The organism is Demequina muriae, assembly GCF_030418295.1.
Taxonomy (GTDB): Bacteria; Actinomycetota; Actinomycetes; order Actinomycetales; family Demequinaceae; genus Demequina; species Demequina muriae.
This window is the reverse complement of record NZ_JAUHQA010000001.1, coordinates 2,506,666-2,530,931: the sequence shown is the minus strand read 5'-3', so window position 1 is coordinate 2,530,931 and position 24,266 is coordinate 2,506,666. Positions and strand designations below refer to the sequence as shown.

The following is a 24,266-nucleotide window of genomic DNA, read 5'->3' as shown; positions in this document are numbered from 1 at the left end:
CATGCGATCGATGATTCCTGACTACTTGACCGATGTGCTCGAGCACGTCGAGCCGGACACGTCCGGTGCCACCGCCGGCTACATCCCCGAACTCGCAGATGCCGAGCCCGAGCAGCTCGGTGCAGCCTTCGCGACGGTCGACGGACAGGTCTACGCTGCGGGCGACTGCGATGCCGAGTTCTCCATCCAGTCGATCTCGAAGCCTTTCGTCTACGCGCTGGCCCTCGCCGACCGTGGCTTCGACGCGGTCTTGGCCAGAGTCGGCGTCGAGCCGTCCGGGGAGGCATTCAACGAGATCTCTCTCGAAGGCGGCTCCGGACGTCCTCTCAATCCGATGATCAATGCGGGAGCCATCACCACGCACTCGCTGGTGGGGGTCGCAGGTTCTGACCCTGCGGAGCGCCTCGAGCGGGTGGTCGACGGACTCTCCGCCTTCGCCGGCCGCCAGCTGGAGATGGACGAGTCGGTCTGCGCTTCGGAGATGGCGTTCGCGCATCGGAACCTTGCCATCGGGCATATGCTCCGCAGTCACGACATCCTCACCGAGGACCCTGCGACAGTCGTCGAGGGCTATATCCGACAGTGCTCCCTGCTCGTCACCACCCGCGATCTCGCGGTGATGGCGGCAACCCTGGCCAACCGTGGAGTCAATCCGCTGTCAGGTAAGCAGGTGGTGCCGGAACCGGTGCTGCGTCAGGTGTTGAGCGTGATGGCGACGTGCGGGATGTACGACGCTGCCGGCGACTGGGCCACCCAAGTCGGCATTCCTGCGAAGAGCGGCGTAGCCGGGGGCCTGATCGGCACTCTGCCTGGCCAGATCGGCATCGCGACGTTCTCGCCCCGGTTGGACGCGCACGGGACGAGTGTTCGCGGGGTGTCGCTGTTCCACCGCTTCTCGTCCGACATGGGCCTGCATGTGATGGAGGTGCCACCCGCTGCGCGCGCGGTCGTGCGATCCAACCGTGTGGTCGGCTCCGGTCCGCACGCGATCCGCGTGATCGAGCTGCAGGGCGGCATCCGCTTCGCCGGAGTCGAGAGGGTGGTGAGAGAAGTCGTCGAGACTGCCCCTGCAGAGACGAGGGTCGCACTCGATCTCACGATGGTCTCGTCGGTCGACGACGTGTCACGGCGCATGCTGCTGGAGATCGTGCGGAGGCTCACGCTCGAAGGTCATGGCGTCACCCTGGTCGACCCCGAGTCGATCCTCCCGGGTCCTCATCCGGGCGGTGGCCGGGTGACGGTCGTGAACGACCTCGGTGAGACCGCGGACCTCGTCGCCGACGAGGAGCGTGCGGCACCACGCGCCTAGTCGGTTGCGGCGCGACCGCTCGTCACGGACTCGGCGGCCTCCAGCCATGCGGCGGCGATGGACCCGTCCTCGGCCCCGGCCACCAGCGACAGGATGTTCGCGGCGACGCGCGCCCGCAGCTCCTCGATCCCGAAGCGCGCACCGAAGGCCTCCAGCACCTGAGAGGCGATCGCAGGCACGCCCCGGTAGCCCTCCGGGTCGAGCTGCGGGAGCACCATCATGTGCGCGACCATGCACGCGCAGTCGTCGATGCGCCGCCCCGGCCCGAGGGTGTCGAGGTCGATCACGGCCTCCACTCGGGTGGGCGCCACCGCGTCGTCGAGGTAGATGTTCGCCGCGTGGAGGTCGCCGTGCGTGGCGACCGTGGGGTGCTCCGGCGCGGCTGCCAGCGCCGCCGTGATGCGCTGCTCGAGCGCCTCCACCCGGTCCTGAGGCAGACCTTCGGCGATCGCCATCCGCGCGTATTGCGACACGCGGTCGGGCACCGGCGGGCGGTGATCCAACGCAGTGGCCTCCGCGGGCAACCGATCCATCGCCGCGAGCAGCATCGCGGGGTCGATGGGTGCCGGCTCGGAACCGTCGGGACGGTGCAGCGCGCGGGTCATGGGGGTGCCATGCGCCTCCTGCACCACGACGATGCCGTCGCCCGCATCGAGAGCGATCGGGGCGAGGTCGCACATGCGGTGGCGAGCGAGCATGGCGGCAGCGCGCTCAGGCCGCACCACCTTCACGTACCAGGTGCGACGGCCGTCCTCTGCGACGGTGTGCACCCTCAGCACCGCTCTGCGCATGGGCCGCATCACCATCATGTCGAGTGACTCGATGGTGATGGTCCTCCCGGTCGCCGCGCTGAGGCGGGGCGCGAGAGTCTCAGGGACGCACGCATCGGCCAGCCCGGGGAGGTACGGATCCGCGGGGTGGCGCCACACGTGAACTTCCCCGTCGTCCGAGGCCAGGCGGACTGCCTTGGCCGCCGCACGCTGCTCGTCCGTGAGCGACACCGTCGAGGCGACGAGGTAGAGCCGCTCTCCCCCGGCGACGACGTCGTATCCCACGGAGGTCTCGGCTCCCGGCCGAGCGTTGACCGAATCGACGCTCCAGGAGTCGAGCTCGACCTCCATGGTCGCGAGCGCCGTCGCGAGGATGTCGCCGGCCTCGGGCCCGGTCAGCAGCGGCGCTGCCGCATGATCGCTCGCCATGCCTCATCACATCACGGCGAGGCGCCGAACGTCACACCTGGGACACGCCGGAGCAACGGCGTGTCGCGCTGTCAGCCGTCCGACACCGCGCCGGACTTGACCAGCGACACGTTGCCGCGCCGATGCCTCACCGAGAACTCGGCATGCGCGGTGAGGAACTCGTCCGTGGCCGCCCGGCACCCGTCGTAGTCGAGGTAGTCGTCGAGCACGATGATGCCGCGGGGTGAGATCAGCGGCGCGATCGCGTCGAGGCAGTAGCGGACGGGGTCGTACCAGTCGCAGTCCACGTGCGCGAGCGCAATGGCCTGCACGGACGGTGAAGCGAGCGGCCAGCCCTCGTCGAAGAGCCCCGGATGCAGGGCGATGCGGCCGCCATCGACGGGAAGTCCGTGCCGGGTGAAGCTCGCCTTCACGGTGCCCAGCAGGTCGGGAAGATAGCCGTAGTACTCGTCTCCGCGGATCCCTGCCGACAGTCCCGACGCGATGACCTCGTATCGCTGCACCGCACGCTCGCCGTCCTTGTCGCTCGACGGCGGCGGGATCAGCCCGAACAGATCGAAGCCATGAAAGGCGCGAGTGCTGGCCGTGTGCGACAGCGCGATCCCCGAGCCCCCGAGGGCCACGCCGAACTCGACGACGTCTCCCGGCACGGTGGCCGCGTCCACGTCGCGCACCGCACGCTGGAGCTCGAGCATCTTGACTGGAGACAGATACGTGAGCCGCTCGCGGATCACGGCACGGGCGATGGGCGGCAGCTGCGCGAAGGCCCACGCCTCGCCGGGAGCCCGGCCGATGCGTCGAGCGCGAGCGAGGATGCCGGCTGCGGTGGTTGCCACGGGTCTCACCCTAGGTGAGCGCTCCCTCTGGTGCGGGATTGGGGGCATCGAATACCCTGGAGCCCTGTAGTCGTGGCGTCGATCGGGGACGCCACACCCACGCGGATGGACGCGTCACGTACGCCGTGACCATGATGATCGCGAGGTGCGCATGAGCGCTTCGGTGGTGTCTGAATCCGCGCCGCGGCTTGCGCGCCCATGGGGTCGCCTCGTCGTGGGGCTGCTCCTCGTCCTGGTCGGCGCGGTGCTGACGGTGACGCCGTTCGCCTCTCTCGCAGTCCTGGTGCTGCTGGTGATCACGGCCATGGCACTCACCGGCATCGGTGAGTTGACGGCTGCCCGCAGCGGGCGCTCGCGGGCCGCTGCTCGCATCACCGGCCTGGGATGGGTCACGGCCGCAACCGTCGTCGCACTCTGGCCCGGCCCCACTCTGCAGGTGCTCGCAGTCGTGGCCGGACTCGCCATGGCGCTGGCCGGTGCGCTCCGCGTCGCCGCGGCGCTGCGCGGCACTGTCGATGCCCGTCTCGCATCGGCGCTCCTGGGAGGCGCGGGACTCCTGTTGGGCGCGCTGGCGCTGGTGTGGCCAGACGTCACTGTCTTCGTGGTCGCCGTCCTCTTCGGAGTCCGCACCGTGCTCGCCGGAGTCGGACTGGTGTGGGCGGCGCTGCGTGGTGCCCCCGACGTCGATCCCGAGACTCGCACCGCGGGCACCGCCCGACGATTCGTCCGGACCCTCGGCGCCATCATGGCGCTCGCCGTGGCTCTGCTGCTCGTGACGGTGAGCGTCACGTTGCGGCAGGGCACTCCAGTCGCCGACGATTTCTACGACCCGCCAGACGACGTGCCGGCCGAGCCCGGCGTGCTCCTAGCGAGCGAGCCTTTCACCCGCGACGTCCCGGATGGCGCGCTGGCTTGGCGGATCCTCTACACGACCACGCGTGACCAGGGGCAGCCTGCCGTCGCCAGTGCTCTCGTGGTGGCGCCACTTGCAGCCAGCACAGAGCCCCGCCCCATCGTCGCCTGGGCGCACGGCACGACGGGCGTGGTGCCAGGATGTGCTCCATCAGTGCTGGAGCACCCTTTCGAAGCAGGGGCGACGCCGGCGCTGCCCCAGGTCGTCGACAACGGGTGGGTGATGGTCGCGACCGACTACGTGGGCCTGGGAACCGAGAGTCCACACCCCTATCTGATCGGCCAAGCGGAGGGCCGGTCGGTGCTCGATAGCGTGCGCGCCGCCCGGCAGCTGCGGGACGTCGTGTGGGCTGACGGCACGGTGGTCTGGGGTCATTCGCAGGGCGGCCACGCCGCGTTGTGGGCCGGCGTCCTCGCATCGGACTACGCGCCGGATGCCGGGGTGGTCGGCGTCTCCGCGATGGCACCCGCGAGCAATCTTCCTGGACTTGTTGACAACCTCGACGTCGTCCCGGGCGGCACCTTGTTCGCGTCCTACATCGTCGAGGCCTACAGCGCGGTCTACGACGATGTGTCCTTCGACGACATCGTCCGCCCGGCGGCACGAGTGCAGGTCAAGGAGATCGCTGGCCGCTGCCTAGCCGAGCCTGGGGCACTCGTCTCTGTGATCGAGACCTTCCTGTTCGGCGACACGATCTTCACCGACGACGCCAAGACCGGCGCATTCGTGGACAGGCTCGCCGAGAACGTCCCCTCCGGCGCCATTGACGCGCCGCTCCTGCTGGCTCAAGGGGACGCCGACCCCTTGGTGCTGCCAGCCGCACAACAGGCGTATGTGGATCAGCGGTGCGCGGACGGTCACGAGCTCGACTACCGGACGTACCCCGACGAAGATCACCTCAGCATCGTCGCCGACGAGTCCGCGCTGGTGGGCGAGCTCCTCACCTGGACCGAGGAGCGGTTCGCCGGCACCCCGGCGGAGTCGACCTGCCGCGACTGAACGGCGGAGATACCCGGAGGCGCTCGCGGACGGCGAGCGACTGTCGCCCATGCGTCCCCAGCGACCTACCGGGCCTCGTCGCGCAGGAAGCGGAGCACGTGACGCGCGAACTCCTCCGGAACGACCTGGTCCGCCACATGCTGCTGGCCCTCGATCACGATCAGTTGGTGGCGCGGCACATTGGCCGCCATCATGTGCGCTGCAGCCTGTACGGACTCGGGGCTATCGCCACCCAGGATGCTCACCACGGGCACGGTGATCTGCCGCAGGTCTGCGGGTCGCATGACCAGATCCGTGCCCAACTCGCGAGGCAGTGTGTGCGCTGCAGCAAGCCTGGTGTGCCACGAGGGCAGCGACTCGAGGTATTCGATCTCGCCTTCGGGCATGAGCACGATCTCACGCATCATGGTGCGCACCGCTGCGGCCCGGTCTCCGCGCCCGAGGTGCGCCTCCATGGCGGCGATTGTCTGCGGAGAGCACGCGAGCTCGTTGACGGAGGGTTCGTAGACGACGAGTCGCCGGATGTTCGAGGTGTCCAGCGCGGCACGCAACGTCAGCAGGCCACCGAGAGAGTGACCGAGCACGTCCACAGGAGACCCGGATTCGTCCGCGATGGCATCGACGACGGCGACGATGTCCGCGACTTCCCGGTCCAGGGACCACTCCAGCGCGTCGCCGCTCTCTCCTCGGCCACGCCGATCCATCGCGTGCACGGTCGCATGGGGCGTGAGGTGCGGCACGATGCGCCAGCGCCGGTGGTCCGACATCGCGCCATGCACCAGGAGCAGGGGCGGGCCGGCTCCGCTCGACCAGCGCACGATCTCGGTGCCGTCGGCCGAGGTGGTGGTGTGCGGCGTAGAACGCGCTGTCGTCATGAGGTCATCACCTCTGGTCGATGCTACTCCCGGCATGCGACAGACATAATGGCGCCAACGGCCCGCGCAGCGCATGCAAGAAACCCTGGCACCCATCGGCGAGAAGGGTTACCAGGGCTTTCTGCGAGTGGGCGATACTGGGTTCGAACCAGCGACCTCTTCCGTGTGAAGGAATGACCTCCGATCCGCCACTGTTCGCCGCAGTGCGTCACGCATGGTAAACCCAGACCTCCGCACAAGAGCGCATATCGACGGTCCACCGCGGAAGCTGCCTGGTTGGGGTAGGAATTGGGGTACGGACCACCGAGGACCTCCTTGCCTGCACCGCAATGCCTGGTAGTGCGCAGGGTTTGTTAGCGCGCCACTCCCAAGCCCGAAGGACCGCTATCGATCGGGCCGGCGCCGTCATCGCAAAAATCCGCACCTTCGAACATCGTGCGCGTAGACACCTTGCCCGAACCCCGCGTCCACGTCATGGGTGGCCGCTGCCGTGCAAGTTTGGGCACGGGTCCCCGCCGCTCGTCCATAGCCTTCTGGAACTCATCGCTAACCATGTTGGACTTCCGGCTTGACCCGGTGCAGTCGTACTCATATGCCGCAATCTCCCCCGCAACGAACACCTGAATCATCCGCAGGCGCTCCTGGAAAGTGACTTTGCCCCAGAATGGTGAACGAGACCACTCATCGATCTCCGGGTCGATACCTACGCGCGGATTCACGTCCACAACCGCTCCGGGCCAGTACGGCTGAACTGTGAACCGTGCCACGTCCGCCCGACCGTCGACGATCATCCGTTCGCCCCACTCCACTATCACGCGGCTACCCTCGGGGCACCTCAGCACAGGCTCAACCAGACCAAGACGTGCCGAACCTGTGACGAGGTTTCGGTGCCGGTCGATGCGCGCGAGGCGGTTAAGCCAACCGAGGTAGTTTGCGTCTATATCGCTATTGAACGGCTGCATCAATAGCAGCATCTCTCGATGGTGATCGAGAAGGCCATCCAGCCTGTAGAGATTGCTCGTCCACGCTGACTCTGTGTCGTAGATCGGGTACTGAAGGACGTTCTCCTTGGGGGGCGGGACAGACCCGGCGACGTAGCAGGCGGTCGCCCACATGAGGTAGTCAAGGGCAGCTCGAAGGTTGTAAAGCCACTCGCCGATGACGACGGCCATTTCTGGTGGCGTCGGACGGACCTGGTGCACCCGCAAAATGAAAACCCCGGTGTCGTCACCGTCCAGGCTGAAGTCGAAGGCGTCATGCGGCTCGATGAAACCGTTCCAGACCTGCACCGCTTCCGTCATGCGCGCACGGGCCCGCTCCCAACGTTGCCAAGCAGCGTCGAACGGTTCGAATGCCACAGAGTTCCCTTCATCCGCCGAGGTACGACGGTTGGACCCTACTTGCCGGTGCGAGCCTCTCGCGCTTCCTTCACGCGGGCGAGCCGCACGTCCGATTCAAGGGCCTCGTCCAGAACTACAGCCATGAGGACCAGGAGTTCGTCGCATTCTTCGGCGGTAACGGACTCACCAGGATCCGCGTGCGCGATGTCGTTGCCCGCGAGGCGCAGAGCGTTCGCAGCCTCGAAGGTCTTGGGCCTTATGTGCTGTTGTTCACGGAGCCACGTGATCTTTGCTTGGATCCCCCACTCGTCACAACCAAGATGCTTCGCCACACCTTCAATGACTGAGCGAGCAAGTATCACTGACCCTCGCAGTGCGCCCGTTGCCCGGCACAGGTGCGCCTCGGACGCGACTGCACCGAGGTGGTCGGGGACATCGGGGAACTCCTTGCGTGCCCCTGCCGGTGGATTCCAAACTGCGCAGTCCGGAGGAACTGGTCCACCCCCATCACCCACGAACCGCCCTTCTGACGGATCAGGCTCGTAGTAGAGATGTTGCCAGTACGCCACCGAGTACCGCTCGCAATTGATGCACTGGTAGGCAGCATTGTGAAAATCGAACTGGCCATCACGGGCCGAGTAGTAGGTGCCCTTTACGAATGCCATGTGGGTGCGGTGGTTGCACCAGCCGCAAGTGTTAGCTGCCATGACGTGACCCTATCGGCCCCCTACGACAGCTCGACAAGTCCAGTTCGCGTGGTCCTGCGCGCCGCTATCGCCGTCTACCGAAGCGTGCGCGCCGGGGCTCCTCAAAGTCGAACGGTGGCTCCCAACCGTGCTCCTTGCAAACCTCGGGAAATGGAGCTTCAAGGGCACGGGTGATCGCGCTGCCTTTCTTCAAGTCGTTCAGACGCGATCCCAGGATCTCCATGCCTGTCGCACGACTGTCAGGTACTGCTACGTCGCGACGGATCGCCAGCAGCAGATCGGCCACTAACCTCATGGCTATGTGGCCCGGTGGATTGGTCGACGATGCTCGTCGGAAACGAGAGAACGCGCTCACCGCATCGTCGGAGCCCCACATCATCACCGAGGTTTGGAAGTCAGCCATCACCTCTTCTGATCGCACCTCCGCAGCCTCCTTGCGTGCGGGCGTCAGGAGATCACCAAGGTGAACCACAAACGGCTCGTACAACTCGTACTTTTTGCTCGCTGTACGTTCTTCAAGCGCTAGAAGCCGAGCAGCGTCGCGTTCGGACCTTCTCGCCCTGTTCGCCGACCTGGACGCCCAAATAGCCGAACCGATGCTCACAAGTGCAGGGACTGCAACGGCAGTCACCTGAAGCCATAACGGCGCGTCAGTCACTGGCGTCGGCCCCTCGGGCTAGTGCGATCCTCTCAGCGTGCTCTTTCACAACGCTTGAGTGTGGCTCGATGCCTACAGAGCGCAGCCGCTTCTCAATCTCGACAGCGATTGCGTCTGAGTTGCCTCCTGCCATGTCGTCGGCAACGCCGTTGATCGCCTTCTCGGCCTTTGCAGCGATGTCGCCGCCGAGCCTGTTGAGTGCCTGCTCGTCGAACTCGATGCGGATGTTCTCGGCCATGGTCTCCCCAATTCCCCGATGCCTGTGTTGGCGTGTCTAGTCTGGCGAGCGGCTCTGACACCTACCTCCGACACGCCGACGCCCCCGGACCTGGCGGGCAGCGCGGCACGTCCTGCGCCGCCGTGAGATCCACGAGCCGCACCGATAGTGGCGACGCGATGATCGGCGCGTTGCGGACCTCGGCGCGGAAGTACAGGACGTTGCGGGAGAACATATCCAGCACTGCCTCGCTCTCGGTCTGGGCGCCGTGCTCGTGCCAGCGAACGCCCATGCCATTGAGGTGGCGCAGGCTCACGGTCGCCCAGTCCGCGACGATTGGTTCCCCCTCAAGGATGGCCGCGTCAAGCGGCACCGGCAGATCGAACAGGCGCGTAGGTGCGGCCTTGGTCGGGGTGCCGCGGGTGGGCCAGTGCGTGGCGTCCGTGCACACTCTGCGCCAATCCGCCGCTTCACTCATGATCGCCGGCGGTGCGGACATCGTCGCCATGCCTCGAGTCCTCGGCCACGCGAGAGCATCGACGACGCTGAACATCTAGGAGCATTGCGGCTCTGAGCCGCAGGCTGCGGCGCTGGGGTCACTCCGCAGCGCGCTCTGGCTGTGACATTGCTGTCGCAGAACCTGCGCTGCGAAGAAACCACTCAAATAAGGCCTGACTGCCTCACGAAGGCCTCGGCGTAAGTCAGAAACGAGGAGTCCCTCTCGAGAACGGGCCAGTGCTGCCATGGACCCGAATAGCGCGGCACGGTGAACTCTGTCGCGGCACGGGTCTGCGTCGCGCTCACGAAAGGCAAGTCCCTGCCCCAGTCAAACTGATCAATCGTCGCGTCGATCGTCACAAGTCGATTCTCGCCCTCATCTCGCAGCTCGAGCCAAGCGTGACCATTGGGACCGTCGCGGTGCCCCATAGCGACGAAGGTCCAGGCACCGAGTCCTCGCCGCAGGAGCGTCTCCGCTATCACGATAGAGGAATGTTCACACCACATCGCGGGGAACAGTTCCTTGAGGTTCCGGCTCGGTTCGGCCTCTATCGAGAGCATCGCACCTCGCGCGTTGCGCACAAGTTCGGCGAGCTCCCCGAGATCCCGCGGCTCGTACGTTCTCACCATCCGGCCTTCCTGATACTCGAGGTGGTCAGGCAAGGCTGTTCCACATGGACAACACCTACATTCGAGTTGACTCACCTCGCGGTGGGGTTGTGAGTGCCGTTAGGGCACGCATCGACCAACGCCGCGCATGCAAAAAGCCCTGGCACCCATCGGCGAGAAGGGATACCAGGGCTTTCTACGAGTGGGCGATACTGGGTTCGAACCAGTGACCTCTTCCGTGTGAAGGAAGCGCGCTACCACTGCGCCAATCGCCCTGAGCGAGAACAATAGTAGCGCGTCCTCGCGGCGGCCCGCGCACACCCCCTCCGAGGGGGCCGAGCGATCGTGAGAGAACTCTCATGCGTCCGCCCTGGTGGGCGCCCACTCAGGTGCCAGACTGACGGGATGACGGACAGCGTGCAGGACGACCCCCCAGCGGCGCCCGCGCGCCGTCGGTGGCGCCTCCGCCTCCCCCACCTCACGGTGAGGTCCGCCATCCTGCTGGCGGTGCTCGGCCTCACCGCCCTCGCGCTCTTCACCGCCGGATACACCGCGTCTGCGCTGCAGGACGCGCGGGTGGACGCCCGCATCGACGCCGACCTGTCCGCCTCCGCCGAGGAGTTCCGGGTGCTCGCGACAGTAGGGGTGGACCCGCGCACCGGCGAGCCGTTCGCCTCCCCTGAGGAACTGGTGCGCACCGCGATGGAGCGCGTGATCCCGGCGCGCAATGAGGGCGTGCTCGGGATCGTGGGCGGCGAGGTCGCGTACACCACCCGCGGCGCCGATATCGCGCTCGAGGACGATCCGGAGCTGGTCGACAAGCTCGGCCCGCTCGTCATCGGCGACACGGCCACGTACACGACGATCACCACGGACATCGCACGCTATCGGCTCGCCGCAGTGCCCGTGCGCACCACTGCGGACGGCGCGCTCGCCGAAGAGCCGGACGACGCGGTGCCCGCCCATGACTCTGTCGCCGCCCTGGTACTCGGCTATGACGTCGACGCGGAGCACGCCGCGTTCAACGAGGTCTTCGTGACGTACGCGCTCGTGGCCGCCTCGTCGCTGGCGGTGGTCACCGCGGTGGGCTGGGCGATCGCCGGCCGACTCCTGGCCCCCGTCCGCGTGCTCGCGAGCACCGCGACCCGCATCGGCCGCGGCGATGTCTCCGAGCGCATTCCCGTCACCGGCACGGACGACATGGCGCAGATGACGGCCTCGGTCAACGAGATGCTCGACCGCATCGAGGCCGCGTTCGACTCCCAGCGCCAGCTCGTGGGCGACGTGCGCCACGAACTGCGCACCCCGCTCACCATCGTGCGCGGCCATCTCGAACTCATGGACCCCGACGACCCTGACGATGCACGCGAGGTGAGGGCGCTCGCTCTCGACGAGGTGGATCGCATGAACCGTGTCGTGGGCGACCTCACCACCCTCGCGACCATCGACCGACCGGACTTCGTGACCCTCGGAGAGGTGGGAATCGGCCCGCTGACCGACGACATCCTCGACAAGGTGGTCATGCTGGGCGACCGCGACTGGTCGGTGGAGGCCCGCGGCGACGCCACGGTTCGCGGCGACCGCGAGCGCCTCACGCAGGCTTGGCTGCAGCTCGCCGCCAACGCCGTGAAGTTCTCACCCGCGGGCTCCGCCATCTGCCTGGGATCCGCATCGACTCCCGAGGGAGCCAAGCTGTGGGTGCGGGACGAGGGTGTGGGCATCGCCGCCGAGGACCAGGAGCGCATCTTCGAACGCTTCGTGCGCGCCGGGGATGGCAGCACCGACGGATCCGGCTTGGGCCTCGCGATCGTGAAGGCGATCGCCGAGGGCCACGGCGGCACCGTCCAGTGCGTCTCCGCACCCGGAGAGGGGTCGACCTTCACGATCGTGCTCCCGCCCTCCCCCGAGCCTGAGGTGACCGCATGACCCAGATCCTTATCGTCGAGGACGAGGATCGTATCGCGTCCTTCATCGCCAAGGGCCTCACCGCCGCGGGCTACGTACCCGTCCGTGCGTCCACGGTGCGGGAGGGCATGGACGCCGTGCTGGTGAACGATCCGGCGTTGATCGTGCTCGACTTGGGCCTGCCGGACGGCGATGGCATGGACCTGCTGCGCCGCATGCGCGACAGCGGGGTCAGCGCGCCGGTGATCATCCTTACTGCCCGTCGCTCGCTCGACGACACCGTCGCGGGCCTCGAGGGTGGCGCCGACGACTACATGTCGAAGCCGTTCGGGTTCGACGAGCTGCTCGCGCGCATTCGCCTGCGTCTGCGTCACGTGGACGGCGCGGACGCGACCACCATCGAGCACGGGTCATTGGTGCTGGACCTGCGGGCGCGGACGGTGTCTCTCCAGGGCCGCACCATCGATCTGTCCGCAAGAGAGTTCGCCCTGGCGGAGACGCTGATGCGGCACCCGGGCCAGGTGCTCGCTCGCGAACAGCTGCTCGCCCAGGTGTGGGGCTACGACTTCGACCCCGGGTCCAACGTGGTGGACGTCTACGTGCGCTACCTGCGGGCCAAAGTGGGCGCGGAGTGGATCGAGACGGTGCGAGGCGTGGGCTACCGCTGGCGGCGCGACGGCGGTGCCGCCCAGTCGACCTGACACCGGTCCTGCGACGGCGTCAGCGCATTCCCGGTCCCGGACGCCACCAGGCCCGCCCACGGGCCGCTGAGGCATCAGCGACGCGTGGACGGGCCGTGGCGGGGGGCCTCAGTCCGCCGATTCGGCGGAGGCGGGCGAGTCAGCGGACTCGGGGCTGTTCGCCGAGGCGGGGCTGTTGGCGGAAGCCGGGCTGGCGGGGCTCACGGGGCTGGCCTTCGACGCCGGGCTCGGCGCCGATGCCGGGCTGGCCTTCGACACCGGGCTCGGGGCCGATGCGGGGCTCGCCTGGGAGGCGGCGCTCTGCGTCGAGGCGGGGCTCGGGGTCGAGAGCACGGACACCGGCGACTGCGGCGACGCGCTGGTGCGGACGCTCACGGGAGTGACGCTCGACATCCGCGAGCTGATGGTGACGACGCCCCCTTGGCGGTCGCTCCTCTCACTGAGCTCGACGCCGGGGCCGAGGTCGGGGCGGTCGTCGTTGTTGGAGGCGAAGGCGGCGCCCGTGCCCAGCGCGGCGATGCCGAGTGCTCCGGTGACGATCCATGCTGTCTGCTTGGCCATGATGATCCTCCTAGCGGAGCCCCGTGCGGGCCCCTCGAGAACTACTGTGCCGACGCCGGATGAGAGAACGGGGAGAGCCACATGAGAGTGCTCTCATCCATCGTTTACGAGGAGCGACGCGGCGCCGGATCGGGATCGCGCTCGGCGTTGAGCTCGAACAGCGCGCCCAGCTTGCGCAGCAGTCGACCCGCTGCGAGGTCGTGCCCATCGAGGCTCGCGATGTGCTGGACGCCACGGGTCGAGGATGTCACGGCGAGGTGGGCGCGGCCCTCGATCGCGGCGTCGAGCACGCTCATGGTGAGCTCGCCGGGTGCCGCGACGCGGATCGGCAGTCCCGCCTGGGCGGCCCATTCGAGGGCGAGCCCCCGCGTGATCCCCGGCAGGCAGCCCGATGCGAGCGGCGGCGTCACGATCTCCTCATCGACCTCGACGAACACGTTGGTCGCGGTGCCCTCGCACAGGTTGCCGTGCGTGTTCGCGACGATGGCCTCGTCCGCGCCCTTGTCACGCGCGTATGCCGCCATCACGGCATTCTCGCCGTACGACGTGGATTTCACGCCGGCGAGAGGCGACCGCTCGTTGCGGTGCCAGGGCGCGCGCACGGCGTGACACACGTGCGGGCGAGCCGCCTGTCCCCCGGTGACCACCACGGTCTGCGGTCCGTCGCCGCGCGCCGAGCTCATCGGCCCCTGACCCGAGGTGACGGTCACGCGAAGGCGCGTCAGCGCGCCCGCGCCCGCCTCCATCACCGCCGCGATGCCCGCGCGAACGGCGTCCGCATCGGGCTCCGCCAGGCCGATGCGCTCCGCCGAGTACCGCAGCCGCGCGAGGTGGCGGGTGAGCGCGAAGGGCTGGCCGTCGCGAATGGTGAGAGTCTCGAAGACGCCGTCCCCCACAGTGAGACCGTGATCCGTGGCGGTGATGATCGGTTCGCCCGGCGCGCGCAGTGCGCCACCGGACCACACGATCACGCTCATGAGTGAAGTATCCCGGCTGATGCCAGGCCGATCAAGCGTCTGGCCTTCAGTTCGGTCTCGTCCCATTCGCCCGCCGGGTCGGAGCCCCACGTGATGCCTGCGCCGGTGCCGAACCGCAGCCGACCGTCGCGCCACCAGAAGGTGCGGATCCCGACGGCCAGCTCCGCACGGCGCGCATCGGCATCGATCCAGCCGATGGCGCCGCAATAGGGCCCTCGAGGCGCGGTCTCCTCGCGCTCGATGATGCGCAGGGCCGACGACTTGGGCGCTCCCGAGACCGACCCTGGCGGGAAGGTGCCGTCGAGCAGTGCGGGCCACAGGGGCGCGGTCCATGAGTAGCGGGGTGCGAGCGATGCCTCGACCGTGGACTCGAGATGGGTCAGGCCAGGGTGCTGGTGCTCCGCAAGCAGCTCGGGGACGGCCACGGATCCGGGCTGAGCCACGTGGGACAGATCGTTGCGCACCAGGTCGGTGATCATCACGTTCTCGGCGATGTCCTTGTCGAGCATCGCGACTCCGGGCGCAGCCGTGCCCTTGATGGGCGACGACCGCAGCGTGTCGCGCTCGACACTGAGATACAGCTCCGGCGACGCGGACACGATCCAGGCGCCAGGGTGTGCGTCGCCTGCGGGGATCACGATGCGGCTGGCGTAGCGGGCGGGGTTGCCGATGGCAAGGCGCTCGGAGAGCGCGACCGCATCGGGCCCTGCCGGCCCCGCGGGGAGCGGTGCACTCAGGACCCGACAGAGGTTCACCTGGTAGACGGTGCCGTCGCGAATGTCCTCGCGGATGCGCGAGACGCCGCCCATATAGGCCTCGCGGGACAGCGAGGTCTCCCACGCATCGGCCGCGGGGCCGTGCCATGCGCGGCCAGACGGGGGTGCGGCGCTCGGTTCGACGTCGCCCGCTTCGGCGTGAGCGACCTCACCCATGCGCCACGCATCGATGCGACCGTCGAAGTCGCCGACGACCACCCAGAATCCGCCTTCGGAGAGCCGATGCCCGTCCACACGGGCATCGATGTGCTCGACCACGCCTCGTGCCCGGACGCCACGGAACTCGGCGCTGCCCCGCACTCGCTCGTCGTGTCCCCGTGTCACGTGCACCACGCTATCGGGAGCCGCATGGAGTCTCGTCTCGCCCGCCACGCCGTGAGTCCCGGCGTTTTGTGTTGGGCCGAGAAGTCGGCTAGAGTTCCAATCTCGTCAGGGCAACAGCCCGGACGAAATGCGGACGTGGCTCAGTGGTAGAGCATCACCTTGCCAAGGTGAGGGTCGCGGGTTCGAATCCCGTCGTCCGCTCGGAGCGCCGGAGCCTGTCATGGCTGCGGCACTACGGTGGAGTGGCCGAGAGGCGAGGCAGCGGCCTGCAAAGCCGTATACGTGGGTTCGAATCCCATCTCCACCTCGGGCGATTGGCGCAGCGGTAGCGCGCTTCCCTGACACGGAAGAGGTCACTGGTTCGATCCCAGTATCGCCCACCATGTCCACGACAGGCCGACCTTCGGGTCGGCCTTTGTCGTCTCCCCGCTCCTGCCGTGGACACCCGACAGCGGCAGGGACAAGATGACCTTATGGAGCGGTGGCGCTCGCGCGCGGACCTGATGCTCTTCGTCGTCTCGACGGGGCTGCTCCTCGTGGGCGCCTTCTTCTGGTTCAGTGGACCCCGCTCCTGGGGCGAGGCCATCCTGGTCGCCGCCGCGGTGCTCGGACTCGTGGTGTCCGCATGGTGGATCGCACGCGCGATCCGCAGTCGCGAGTTCACCGTCGACGTGATCGCGTTCCTGGCGCTGGCGGGGGCGCTGTGGGTCGGCGAGCCGTTCGCCGGCGCGGTCATCACCGTCATGCTGGCGACCGGCCAGCTGCTCGAGGACCGGGCGGCGGCGCGGGCACGGCGCGAGCTCAGCCTCCTCATCGAGAGGGCGCCTCGCACCGCGCGCAAGCTGATGGCGGACGAACTCGACGAGATCCCTGTCGACGACGTCGGCGTCGGTGACCGGATCCTGGTGCGCACGGGCGAGGTGGTGCCCGTCAACGGAAGGCTGGCGGCTGGGGGCGTCCTCGACGAATCGGCGCTCACAGGAGAGCCGATGCCGGTCGAGCGTCCCGCTGGGGACCAGGTGCGCAGCGGAGTGGTCAATGCGGGGCCCCCTCTCGAGCTCAGGGCGACCGCCACGGCAGCCGAGTCCACGTACGCGGGGGTGGTGCGACTCGTGCAGCAGGCGCAGGCATCGTCCGCTCCGTTCGTCCGTGCCGCCGACCGGGTCGCGATCATCTTCGTCCCGCTGACGCTCCTGCTCGCCGGTGGTGCGTGGGCCGTGTCAGGCGACTCGGTTCGCGCCGTCGCCGTGCTCGTCGTCGCCACGCCGTGCCCCCTGCTGCTCGCGGCTCCGATCGCCATCATGTCCGGGCTGTCACGGGCCGCGAGAATCGGCGTCGTCATCAAAGGCGGCGGCGCGCTCGAGAGGCTGGCCGCGGGCCGCGTGATGCTCTTCGACAAGACCGGCACTCTCACCCAGGGGCAACCGGCGCTGTCCGACGTGATCCCCGCAGGCGCCGACGTGGACGCGACTGAGATCCTTCGCCTGGCCGCTTCGCTCGACCAGGTCTCCGCTCATGTGCTCGCGAGCGCGATCGTCACGGCCGCGGCGCGGCGCGACCTGGACCTCGAGCTCCCCACGGACGTGCGCGAGGAGCACGGCTACGGGCTGAGCGGACGCGTCGGGTCTCACCACGTCCGCCTGGGCAAAGCCGCATGGATCGTGGGCGACGCCCCACCCGCGTGGGCGCGCCAGGTGCGCCGCAGAGCAGACCTCGACGGTTCGCTGTCCGTCTTCGTCGCGGTTGACGGCGTACCCGCGGGCGCCTTCCTCCTCGAGGACCCGATCCGGCCCGACGCCCCGCGGATGATCCGCGCGCTGCGCCAGGCGGGCATCACCCGGGTCGTGCTGGTCACCGGGGACCGAGAGGACACCGCGGGAACGGTGGGACGGATCGTGGGAGTGGATACGGTTCTCGCCGACCGCGACCCCGCCGACAAGCTTGCGGCCATCACCATCGAGTCGGACGGCGCCGCCACCATCATGGTCGGCGACGGCGTCAATGACGCCCCTGCTCTCGCGGCGGCCGGGGTGGGGGTCGCACTGGCGTCACACGGCGCCACCGCATCGTCCGAGGCGGCCGACGTCGTGCTCACCGTCGATCGCATCGACGCCCTCGCCGACGCGATCCTGATCTCGCGTCGCTCGAGGCGGGTCGCGATCCAAGCGGTGTCCATCGGCATGGGGCTCTCGCTGATCGCCATGGTGGTCGCCGCACTGGGGTACTTGCCACCGACGGCGGGAGCGCTCCTGCAGGAAGTGATCGACGTCCTCGCCATCGCGATCGCTCTGCGCGCCGTGCTGCCGGGACGGACGCACACGATCGCCATGCCGCCCATCGACGTCGCCACCGCGCGCCGACTCAGAGCCGAACACGATGCCACGCTCGCCGTCGTCGAGCAGATACGCGCGGTGGCCGATGGGCTCACGACCGAGCGCAGCAGCCTCGCCCCGGTCAGGGACCTTCACGACAGGCTCGTGACCGAGCTGCTGCCACATGAACGAGCCGACGAGGCCCTGCTCCTGCCGCTGGTGAGCCGGGCGCTGGGCGGCGCCGAGACCACCGCGACCCTGAGCCGCACCCACGCGGAGATCGAACACCAGGTCGGGCGGCTGGGCCGTCTGCTCGCGGGTCTCGACGAAGACGCGTTCCACGGGGACACGGCGGAGCCCGAGGACGTCGTGGAGCTGCGTCGACTCCTCTACGGCCTCTACGGGATCCTGCGCCTGCACAACGCCCAGGAGGAAGAGGGCGCGTTCAGCCTCGTTCCCACGGCACGCGCCACCGGCGCCTGACCCGAGCCGTCCGCGCGGTGTCGACTACGGCACCAGCTCGCCCACGTCGACGCGCGCCTCAAGCCGGTTCCCCGGGCCCGGCAACGGGCACACCCAGTCGCTCGAGTACGCGCACGAGGGCTGGAACGCGAAGTTCAGGTCCACGACCAGGGCGTCCGAGTCTCCGCCCAGGTCCGCACCCTTCACCGTGTCGAGAACATAGCGTCCGCCGCCATAGGTGGTGTCCCCCGCTCCGCCGTCGCGCAGCGGCAGGAAGAGTCCCCCTCCGTACGAGTCGAGCCACCACACGTCCAGGCCTCCCAACCCAGGCAGCGACACCCGGCCGATGCGCTCGAACGGCACCACGCCGTCGCTCGGAGTCGGCACCTCGCGGCGCTCCGGCTCGGCTTGCTCGACGGGCACGACGAACCGGAACTCCGGGTCGTAGGCGCCGATGCGGGCCCGAAAGCCCTCACGGTCGCTCTCAGGAACCGGGGACGCGGGGTGCGTCGCCAGCAGTCGATCGCGACCCTCGGTCCAGAGCCGATGCGCGGCGGCCGGGTGGTCCTGCGCCCGCACCGCGGCATAGAGGTCGAAGACTTGTCGGCGCCAGTCACGCACGTGCCAGGAGTAGGTCATCCCTCGACGCTACCTGCGAGCGCTACGCGGCGGCGACGAGAGCGTCGACTCCCGCCGACAACTCAGCGGCAACCCTGTCCGGGTCGCCTGACACGTAGCCCTCCACCAGGGCTCCGTCGCGCAGCATCATCACCTGGCGGGCGACCCGCTCGGGATCCGCGATGCCCCGGGATGCGAGCGCTCCCGTGATGGCGCCGATCATCCATGCGCGGAATCGGGCCACGACCTCCCGGACGGCGTGGTCGGGATCCGCATACTCCGCTGCGGCGTTGATGAACGGGCAGCCCCGGAAGCCCGGTCGGCAGATCTCCTCGGCCAGCGCGGCGGACCACTGCCCGGGCGTGGCCCGCTCCCCTGCCTCGGCCACCGCTCGCTGCACCCGCTCGAGCTCGGCCTCGAGGTAGGCGACCACGAGGTCGTCCTTGGTCGGAAAATGGCGATAGAACGTCACCTTCGAGACCCCGGCATCGGCCATGACCCGATCCGCGCTGACCGCTCGGATGCCATGAGAAGTGAAGTCGGACACCGCGGCCCGGAGAATCGCGTCGCGCGCCTGACCTCGCATGGTCCCTGTCGCCATGACTGCCTCCGTCCGATGGGAAACGCCGGGAATGCCCTCCAGGCTACTCGCGTTCCTTTGTAGACTCACTAGTAACTCAACATCCCATCTTCAGCGACATGGAGCGACGATTCCCATGACCACCACGCCCAAGGTCTTCTACACCGCCACTGCCACCGCCACCGGAGACGGCCGCAACGGCCACGTCGCCACGGATGACGGCCTTCTCGACCTCGACCTCGCGACCCCCAAGCCCTTCACCAAGGCAAAGCGCACCAACCCCGAGCAGCTGTTCGCCGCCGGATACGCCGCATGCTTCAACTCGGCCATCGGACAGGCGGCGAAGCAGCTCAAGGTCAGGGTCGACGACTCGACGGTCACCGGCAAAGTCGGCATCGGCGCCCTGGGACTCACCGGAGGCTTCGGACTCGCCGTGACGCTCGAGGTCCACCTCGTGGGCGTCGACGATGAGACCGCTCGCCGGGTCGCCGACAAGGCCCACGAGGTCTGCCCGTACTCCCACGCCACCCGTGGAAATATCCCCGTCGAGGTCACGGTTACCACCAGCTGAAGCGACACGCGTCCCTGCGGATCTGGGATGATGGCCATGACCGCAACGAACAGGGACGCGACTTGATGACTGACGTCACTCACGAACGCACGCGACGGGCCGGGCACCGCCTCGATGCGCCGGTGCCGAACTCGACCTACCGACTCCAGCTCAGTGCGGACTTCACCTTCGCCGATGCGGCGGAGCACCTGGAGTACTTCGTCTCGCTCGGAGTGAGCCACCTCTACCTGTCGCCCGTGCTCGAGGCCGCCCCCGGCTCGACGCACTTCTACGACGTGGTGGACCACTCCCGGATCGCCGAGTCCCTGGGGGGCGTCGAGGCGCTGCGGGAGCTCTCCTGGAAGGCTGGCGAGCACGGCCTCGGTCTCATCGCCGACGTGGTGCCGAACCACATGGCCGTCCCCACGCCCGCCTTCCACAACAAGGCACTGTGGTCGGTGCTGGCGCACGGCGAGGAGTCCGATCACGCCCACTGGTTCGACGTGGACTGGTCGAGCGGCGACCCCGTGCTCATGCCCGTGCTCGGCCAGCGCATCGGCACGGTGCTCGCGGCCGACGAGCTGCACCTCGACACGATGGTCGTTCCCGGCTTCGAGGAGGCCGGCGAGGTCCACGTGCTGCGGTACTTCGAGCACGTGTTCCCTGTTCGCGAAGGCACCGAGAATCTGCCGATGGCGGACCTCGTCGACCAGCAGCACTACCGCCTCGCGTACTGGCGGGTAGCGAACGAGGAGCTGAACTACCGCCGTTTCTTCGACGTCGGCTCCCTCGTGGCAGTCCGGGTCGAGGACGAGGACGTGTTCGAGGCCACCCACCGCGTCATCGTCGACCTCGTCAAGGACGGCACGCTGCAGGGCCTGCGCATCGACCACCCCGACGGCCTCGCCGACCCCGCTGGATATCTCGCTCGCCTGCACGATGCGACGGACGGCGCGTGGGTGGTCGTCGAGAAGATCCTCGAGGGCGACGAGCAGCTCCCGCGCTCGTGGCGCACGGCGGGCACCACCGGTTACGACGCCGCATGGCGCGTGGGTGCGCTGCTGCGGGACCCCGCTGGCTCGTCGCCGCTCGCTGGCACTCTTCACCGCCTCACAGGCGACGCGATGGGCACCCTGCCGGACATGATCTCCGAGGCGAAGCTCGAGATCGTCAAGGAGTCGCTGTCGAGCGAGGTGCACCGTCTCGCGACCATCGCCCACACCGTGTGCCACACCGATGTGCGGCTGCGCGACCACACGTGGCGGTCGCTGTACGACTGCCTGCGCACGCTGCTCGTCGAGTTCGACCGCTACCGCGCGTATGTCGTGGCCGGCGTCCCACCCAAGCCTCCGTCGCTCGAGGCGATCGATCACGCCGCCGAGCGCGCTCAGGCGCACCTGGACCCCGAGCGTCACGAGACCCTCGAGGTGGTCGTCGACCTGCTCAAGGGCGCCGAGGTCGGCTCCGCTGGCCGCACGGACGACAAGAACCGGCGCGAGCTCATCACGCGATTCCAGCAGGCATGCGGCGCAGTGATGGCCAAGGGTGTCGAGGACACCGCCTACTACCGCTGGACCCACCTGCTCCCGTTGTGCGAGGTCGGCTCCCCCGCCGGCCGCTTCGCGCTGCCGCCCTCGGGCTTCCACGCCTGGGCCGACGAGCAGCAGCTCGCGTTCCCGCACGCGATGACGTGCCTCACGACTCACGACACCAAGCGTTCCGAGGACGTCCGCGCCCGCCTGGGCGTGCTGTCGGAGGCCGCCGACGAGTGGGACGTCACCGTCACGCACCTCCAGGAGGCCGCGTCTCGCATCCGGCCGGCCCTGCTGGATGGCCGCATGGAGAACCTGTGGTGGCAGACACTGGTCGGCACCTCCGACGAGCACGGCTTCATGGACTGGGACCGGCTCGAGGGCTACCTCGTCAAGGCCATGCGCGAGTCGAAGACCCACACCACGTGGACCGCCGTCGACGCCGACTACGAATCGGCAGTGCTGTGGTTCGCACAGTCGACGCACACGGACCCCGCGATCCGCGACATCGTCCTCGCGTGGCACAAGTCAGTGGCCATCGGCACTCGCGCCGCGATCCTGTCGATGAAGCTCATCCAGCTCACGATGCCCGGGGTGCCGGACATCTACCAGGGAACTGAGATGGTCGCTCCGTCGCTGGTGGACCCCGACAACCGGCGCCCGGTGGACTTCGCCGCCCGCGCATCGGCCCTTCGCAAGGTCACGGGCCGCGCGAAGCCGAAGTCCCTCGACGAGGAGAAGCTGCTGGTCACGGCACGCGCGGTACAGGCCCGCCGCGACCACCCCGAGGCCTTCATCGGCGACCACGCGGGCTACCACCCGCTCGCCGCGTCCTCCGGGCACGCCGTCGTGTACGCGCGCACCGTCGGAGACGAGCCGCAGGTCATCACGGTGGCGACCCGCTTGGGACTCGACCTGGAGAAGCTCGGCGGGTGGCGCGAGCACACCGTGACGCTGCCCGACGGCCGCTGGCGCGACGTGCTGTCCGGCCGGGAGTTCGAGGGCGGCAACGTCGACCTCCACGACCTGCTGCCCGCCATGCCGGTGGCGCTGCTGGTGGCCGCCTGATGCGCGCGCGCGTATGGGCGCCCACGGCCGATGCGGTGGTGGCGGTAATCGGGGCGCCCGACTCGGACCGTGTCCGCGAGCCGATGACCCGCGGCAGCGACGGCTGGTGGCACGGCCCCGAGCTGGCGCACGGCACCGACTATGCGTACGAGGTCGACGGCGAGGGCCCGTGGCCGGACCCGCGCTCGGCGCAGCAGCCGTACGGCGTCCACGGCCCGTCACGCGTGTTCGAGTCCGGACTTCACCGCTGGCAGGACGGCGAGTGGCGCGGCGTCGATGCGCTGGGTGCCGTCTTCTACGAGATGCACATCGGGACCTTCACCCCCACGGGAACCCTTGACGCCGCGATCGTGCAGCTGCCGGATCTCAAGGCCACCGGCGTGGACATCGTGGAGCTCATGCCCGTCGCGGGCTTCCCCGGTCGACACGGCTGGGGATACGACGGTGTGGCGCTCTATGCGGTCCACGAGGCCTACGGCGGGCCGGCCGCGCTGCAGCGATTCGTCGATGCCGCTCACCAGGCCGGTCTGGGCGTGTGCCTCGACGTGGTCTACAACCACCTGGGCCCCGACGGGAACTACCTGAGCAAGTTCGGCCCCTACTTCACGGATGCGCACCACACGCCGTGGGGATGGGCCGTCAACCTCGACCAGGACGATGCCCACGGCATGCGGGACTTCATCCGTGACAATGTGTCGCGCTGGCTGACGGACTTCCGCATCGACTGCCTGCGCCTGGATGCGGTGCACGAGCTGCAGGACGACTCCGACCCCCACATCCTCGCGCAGCTCTCCGATGACACGGCAGCGCTCGCCGAGCGCGAGGGCCGGCCGCTGTCCCTGGTCGCGGAGTCCGACCTCAACGACGTCCGCATGGTGACCCCCACGTCCGAGGGCGGCTACGGCATGACGGCGCAGTGGGCCGACGACGTCCACCACGCGATTCACGCCTACCTCACCGGCGAACGCCACGGCTACTACGTGGACTTCGGCAGCATCGAGGCCCTCGACAAGGTGTACCGCGACGCGTTCTGGCACGACGGCACCTACTCGCCGTTCCGCGACCGCGCATGGGGAGCACCCGTGCCCGCGGAGGTGGACCGTCGGCGGTTCGTCGTGTGCGCCTCGAACCACGACCAGGTGGGCAACCGCGCCATCGGCGACCGTCCGGCCTCGACGCTCTCCCCCGGCGCCCAGGCGGCCTCTCTCGCCCTGGTGCTGCTCGGCCCGTTCACCCCGATGCTGTTCATGGGCGAGGAGTACGGCGAGACGCGCCCGTTCATGTTCTTCACTGACCACGATGAGCCTCTCGGCACCGCAGTGTCAGAGGGCCGCATGAGCGAATTCGCGGGCCACGGCTGGGAGGACCTGTACGGCGGTGAGGTGCACGTGCCCGACCCTCAGGACCGCACCACCTTCCTGCGATCCAAGCTCGGCTCCGGCATCGGCTCATCGAGCGCGGGCAACGATGCGATCCGCGCCTGGGTCGCCGACCTGATGGCGCTGCGTGTGCGCGTCGATTCGCGCGAGGCCTGGGCCGCTCACCCGGCGGGTGCGAGCGAGTCGGCGCCACGGGTGCTCACCATGCACGGCCCGCTCACGGTTCATGCGAACCTCACGGACACCCCGGTGACCGTCCCCGGAGCGGCCCCCCTCGCCACCTTCGGCGACGTCACGGATGCGGGCGACGGTGACCTGCTCCTCGCGGCCGATGCCGTCGTCGTGGTCCCCGCGAGCTGAG

General features: G+C 68.7%; 22 protein-coding genes and 5 tRNA genes. 11 read left to right on the top strand and 16 right to left on the bottom strand.

The window, feature by feature from the left end; genetic code table 11:
* Position 1 precedes the first annotated feature (1 nt).
* Positions 2 to 1,309: a glutaminase gene (locus QQX02_RS11935; RefSeq protein WP_301143343.1), complete on the top strand. Its 1,308-nt coding sequence runs from the start codon at positions 2 to 4 to the stop codon at positions 1,307 to 1,309.
* Here QQX02_RS11935 and QQX02_RS11930 read toward each other — a convergent pair.
* Together QQX02_RS11930 and QQX02_RS11925 are read right to left on the bottom strand one after the other, a co-directional pair.
* Positions 1,306 to 2,508: an aminoglycoside phosphotransferase family protein gene (locus QQX02_RS11930; protein WP_301143342.1), complete on the bottom strand. Its 1,203-nt coding sequence runs from the start codon at positions 2,506 to 2,508 to the stop codon at positions 1,306 to 1,308. The genes QQX02_RS11935 and QQX02_RS11930 overlap by 4 nt on opposite strands.
* Positions 2,509 to 2,579: 71 nt before the next feature.
* Positions 2,580 to 3,344, bottom strand: a complete 765-nt coding sequence (locus QQX02_RS11925; RefSeq protein ID WP_301143340.1) for a TylF/MycF/NovP-related O-methyltransferase — start codon at positions 3,342 to 3,344, stop codon at positions 2,580 to 2,582.
* A 151-nt stretch (positions 3,345 to 3,495) separates the two neighbouring features.
* Between QQX02_RS11925 and QQX02_RS11920 the strand changes: the two genes are divergently transcribed.
* Positions 3,496 to 5,256: a lipase family protein gene (locus QQX02_RS11920; protein ID WP_301143339.1), complete on the top strand. Its 1,761-nt coding sequence runs from the start codon at positions 3,496 to 3,498 to the stop codon at positions 5,254 to 5,256.
* A gap of 65 nt (positions 5,257 to 5,321) precedes the next feature.
* Here the strand turns inward: QQX02_RS11920 and QQX02_RS11915 are convergent, their stop codons facing one another.
* The 9 genes from QQX02_RS11915 to QQX02_RS11875 all read right to left on the bottom strand — a co-directional run bounded on the left by QQX02_RS11915 (position 5,322) and on the right by QQX02_RS11875 (position 10,435).
* The gene (locus tag QQX02_RS11915; protein WP_301143337.1) at positions 5,322 to 6,131 is read right to left on the bottom strand and encodes an alpha/beta fold hydrolase; all 810 of its coding nucleotides are present in this window, start codon (positions 6,129 to 6,131) and stop codon (positions 5,322 to 5,324) included.
* Positions 6,132 to 6,260: 129 nt separating this feature from the next.
* Positions 6,261 to 6,331 (bottom strand) — tRNA-Val (locus QQX02_RS11910).
* Between the two features lie 153 nt (positions 6,332 to 6,484).
* The gene (locus QQX02_RS11905) at positions 6,485 to 7,489 is read right to left on the bottom strand and encodes a hypothetical protein (RefSeq protein ID WP_301143336.1); all 1,005 of its coding nucleotides are present in this window, start codon (positions 7,487 to 7,489) and stop codon (positions 6,485 to 6,487) included.
* A 38-nt stretch (positions 7,490 to 7,527) separates the two neighbouring features.
* The gene (locus QQX02_RS11900) at positions 7,528 to 8,178 is read right to left on the bottom strand and encodes a DUF4145 domain-containing protein (RefSeq protein WP_301143334.1); all 651 of its coding nucleotides are present in this window, start codon (positions 8,176 to 8,178) and stop codon (positions 7,528 to 7,530) included.
* Positions 8,179 to 8,242: 64 nt separating this feature from the next.
* A complete protein-coding gene (locus QQX02_RS11895; RefSeq protein ID WP_301143333.1) occupies positions 8,243 to 8,581 on the bottom strand; it encodes a hypothetical protein in 339 nt (112 codons plus the stop codon).
* A 247-nt stretch (positions 8,582 to 8,828) separates the two neighbouring features.
* Positions 8,829 to 9,074, bottom strand: coding sequence for a hypothetical protein (locus tag QQX02_RS11890; protein WP_301143332.1), 246 nt, complete (start codon positions 9,072 to 9,074; stop codon positions 8,829 to 8,831).
* Positions 9,075 to 9,135: 61 nt separating this feature from the next.
* Entirely contained in the window at positions 9,136 to 9,561 is a 426-nt protein-coding gene (locus tag QQX02_RS11885; protein WP_301143331.1) for a hypothetical protein, read from the bottom strand.
* A 152-nt stretch (positions 9,562 to 9,713) separates the two neighbouring features.
* Positions 9,714 to 10,214 (bottom strand): hypothetical protein, encoded by a 501-nt coding sequence (locus tag QQX02_RS11880; RefSeq protein ID WP_301143328.1) that lies wholly within the window; start codon positions 10,212 to 10,214, stop codon positions 9,714 to 9,716.
* A gap of 149 nt (positions 10,215 to 10,363) precedes the next feature.
* Positions 10,364 to 10,435, bottom strand: a tRNA-Val gene (locus QQX02_RS11875).
* Positions 10,436 to 10,565: 130 nt separating this feature from the next.
* Between QQX02_RS11875 and QQX02_RS11870 the strand changes: the two genes are divergently transcribed.
* Together QQX02_RS11870 and QQX02_RS11865 are read left to right on the top strand one after the other, a co-directional pair.
* Positions 10,566 to 12,086 carry a sensor histidine kinase gene (locus tag QQX02_RS11870; RefSeq protein ID WP_301143325.1) on the top strand — a complete coding sequence of 507 codons (1,521 nt, stop codon included), beginning with the start codon at positions 10,566 to 10,568 and terminating at the stop codon, positions 12,084 to 12,086.
* Positions 12,083 to 12,766, top strand: coding sequence for a response regulator transcription factor (locus QQX02_RS11865; protein WP_301143324.1), 684 nt, complete (start codon positions 12,083 to 12,085; stop codon positions 12,764 to 12,766). Before QQX02_RS11870 ends, QQX02_RS11865 begins: the two co-directional genes overlap by 4 nt.
* A gap of 108 nt (positions 12,767 to 12,874) precedes the next feature.
* Here the strand turns inward: QQX02_RS11865 and QQX02_RS11860 are convergent, their stop codons facing one another.
* The 3 genes from QQX02_RS11860 to QQX02_RS11850 form a co-directional block, all read right to left on the bottom strand.
* Positions 12,875 to 13,327 carry a hypothetical protein gene (locus tag QQX02_RS11860; RefSeq protein WP_301143323.1) on the bottom strand — a complete coding sequence of 151 codons (453 nt, stop codon included), beginning with the start codon at positions 13,325 to 13,327 and terminating at the stop codon, positions 12,875 to 12,877.
* 104 nt (positions 13,328 to 13,431) lie between these two features.
* Positions 13,432 to 14,304: an aminotransferase class IV gene (locus tag QQX02_RS11855; protein ID WP_301143322.1), complete on the bottom strand. Its 873-nt coding sequence runs from the start codon at positions 14,302 to 14,304 to the stop codon at positions 13,432 to 13,434.
* The gene (locus QQX02_RS11850; RefSeq protein WP_301143321.1) at positions 14,301 to 15,404 is read right to left on the bottom strand and encodes a chorismate-binding protein; all 1,104 of its coding nucleotides are present in this window, start codon (positions 15,402 to 15,404) and stop codon (positions 14,301 to 14,303) included. The genes QQX02_RS11855 and QQX02_RS11850 overlap by 4 nt, the downstream gene beginning before the upstream one ends.
* 129 nt (positions 15,405 to 15,533) lie before the next feature.
* Here QQX02_RS11850 and QQX02_RS11845 point away from each other — a divergent pair.
* The 4 genes from QQX02_RS11845 (at position 15,534) to QQX02_RS11830 (ending at position 18,199) form a co-directional block, all read left to right on the top strand.
* Positions 15,534 to 15,605, top strand: a tRNA-Gly gene (locus tag QQX02_RS11845).
* Positions 15,606 to 15,640: 35 nt separating this feature from the next.
* Positions 15,641 to 15,711, top strand: a tRNA-Cys gene (locus QQX02_RS11840).
* 1 nt (position 15,712) lies between these two features.
* Positions 15,713 to 15,787 (top strand) — tRNA-Val (locus QQX02_RS11835).
* 54 nt (positions 15,788 to 15,841) lie between these two features.
* A complete protein-coding gene (locus QQX02_RS11830) occupies positions 15,842 to 18,199 on the top strand; it encodes a heavy metal translocating P-type ATPase (RefSeq protein WP_301143320.1) in 2,358 nt (785 codons plus the stop codon).
* A 24-nt stretch (positions 18,200 to 18,223) separates the two neighbouring features.
* Here QQX02_RS11830 and QQX02_RS11825 read toward each other — a convergent pair whose 3' ends face one another.
* Both QQX02_RS11825 and QQX02_RS11820 read right to left on the bottom strand, forming a co-directional pair.
* Positions 18,224 to 18,817 carry a DUF1684 domain-containing protein gene (locus QQX02_RS11825; protein ID WP_301143319.1) on the bottom strand — a complete coding sequence of 198 codons (594 nt, stop codon included), beginning with the start codon at positions 18,815 to 18,817 and terminating at the stop codon, positions 18,224 to 18,226.
* Between the two features lie 22 nt (positions 18,818 to 18,839).
* Complete coding sequence (locus tag QQX02_RS11820; protein WP_301143318.1) at positions 18,840 to 19,397, bottom strand: TetR/AcrR family transcriptional regulator; 558 nt, start codon at positions 19,395 to 19,397, stop codon at positions 18,840 to 18,842.
* A gap of 115 nt (positions 19,398 to 19,512) precedes the next feature.
* Between QQX02_RS11820 and QQX02_RS11815 the strand changes: the two genes are divergently transcribed.
* The 3 genes from QQX02_RS11815 to treZ all read left to right on the top strand — a co-directional run bounded on the left by QQX02_RS11815 (position 19,513) and on the right by treZ (position 24,265).
* On the top strand, positions 19,513 to 19,947 hold the full coding sequence (locus QQX02_RS11815; RefSeq protein ID WP_301143317.1) for an organic hydroperoxide resistance protein: 435 nt from the start codon (positions 19,513 to 19,515) through the stop codon (positions 19,945 to 19,947).
* Positions 19,948 to 20,012: 65 nt separating this feature from the next.
* Positions 20,013 to 22,526: a malto-oligosyltrehalose synthase gene (gene treY, locus QQX02_RS11810; RefSeq protein WP_301143316.1), complete on the top strand. Its 2,514-nt coding sequence runs from the start codon at positions 20,013 to 20,015 to the stop codon at positions 22,524 to 22,526.
* Positions 22,526 to 24,265 carry a malto-oligosyltrehalose trehalohydrolase gene (treZ, locus tag QQX02_RS11805; protein WP_301143315.1) on the top strand — a complete coding sequence of 580 codons (1,740 nt, stop codon included), beginning with the start codon at positions 22,526 to 22,528 and terminating at the stop codon, positions 24,263 to 24,265. The genes treY and treZ overlap by 1 nt, the downstream gene beginning before the upstream one ends.
* Position 24,266: the final 1 nt, after the last annotated feature.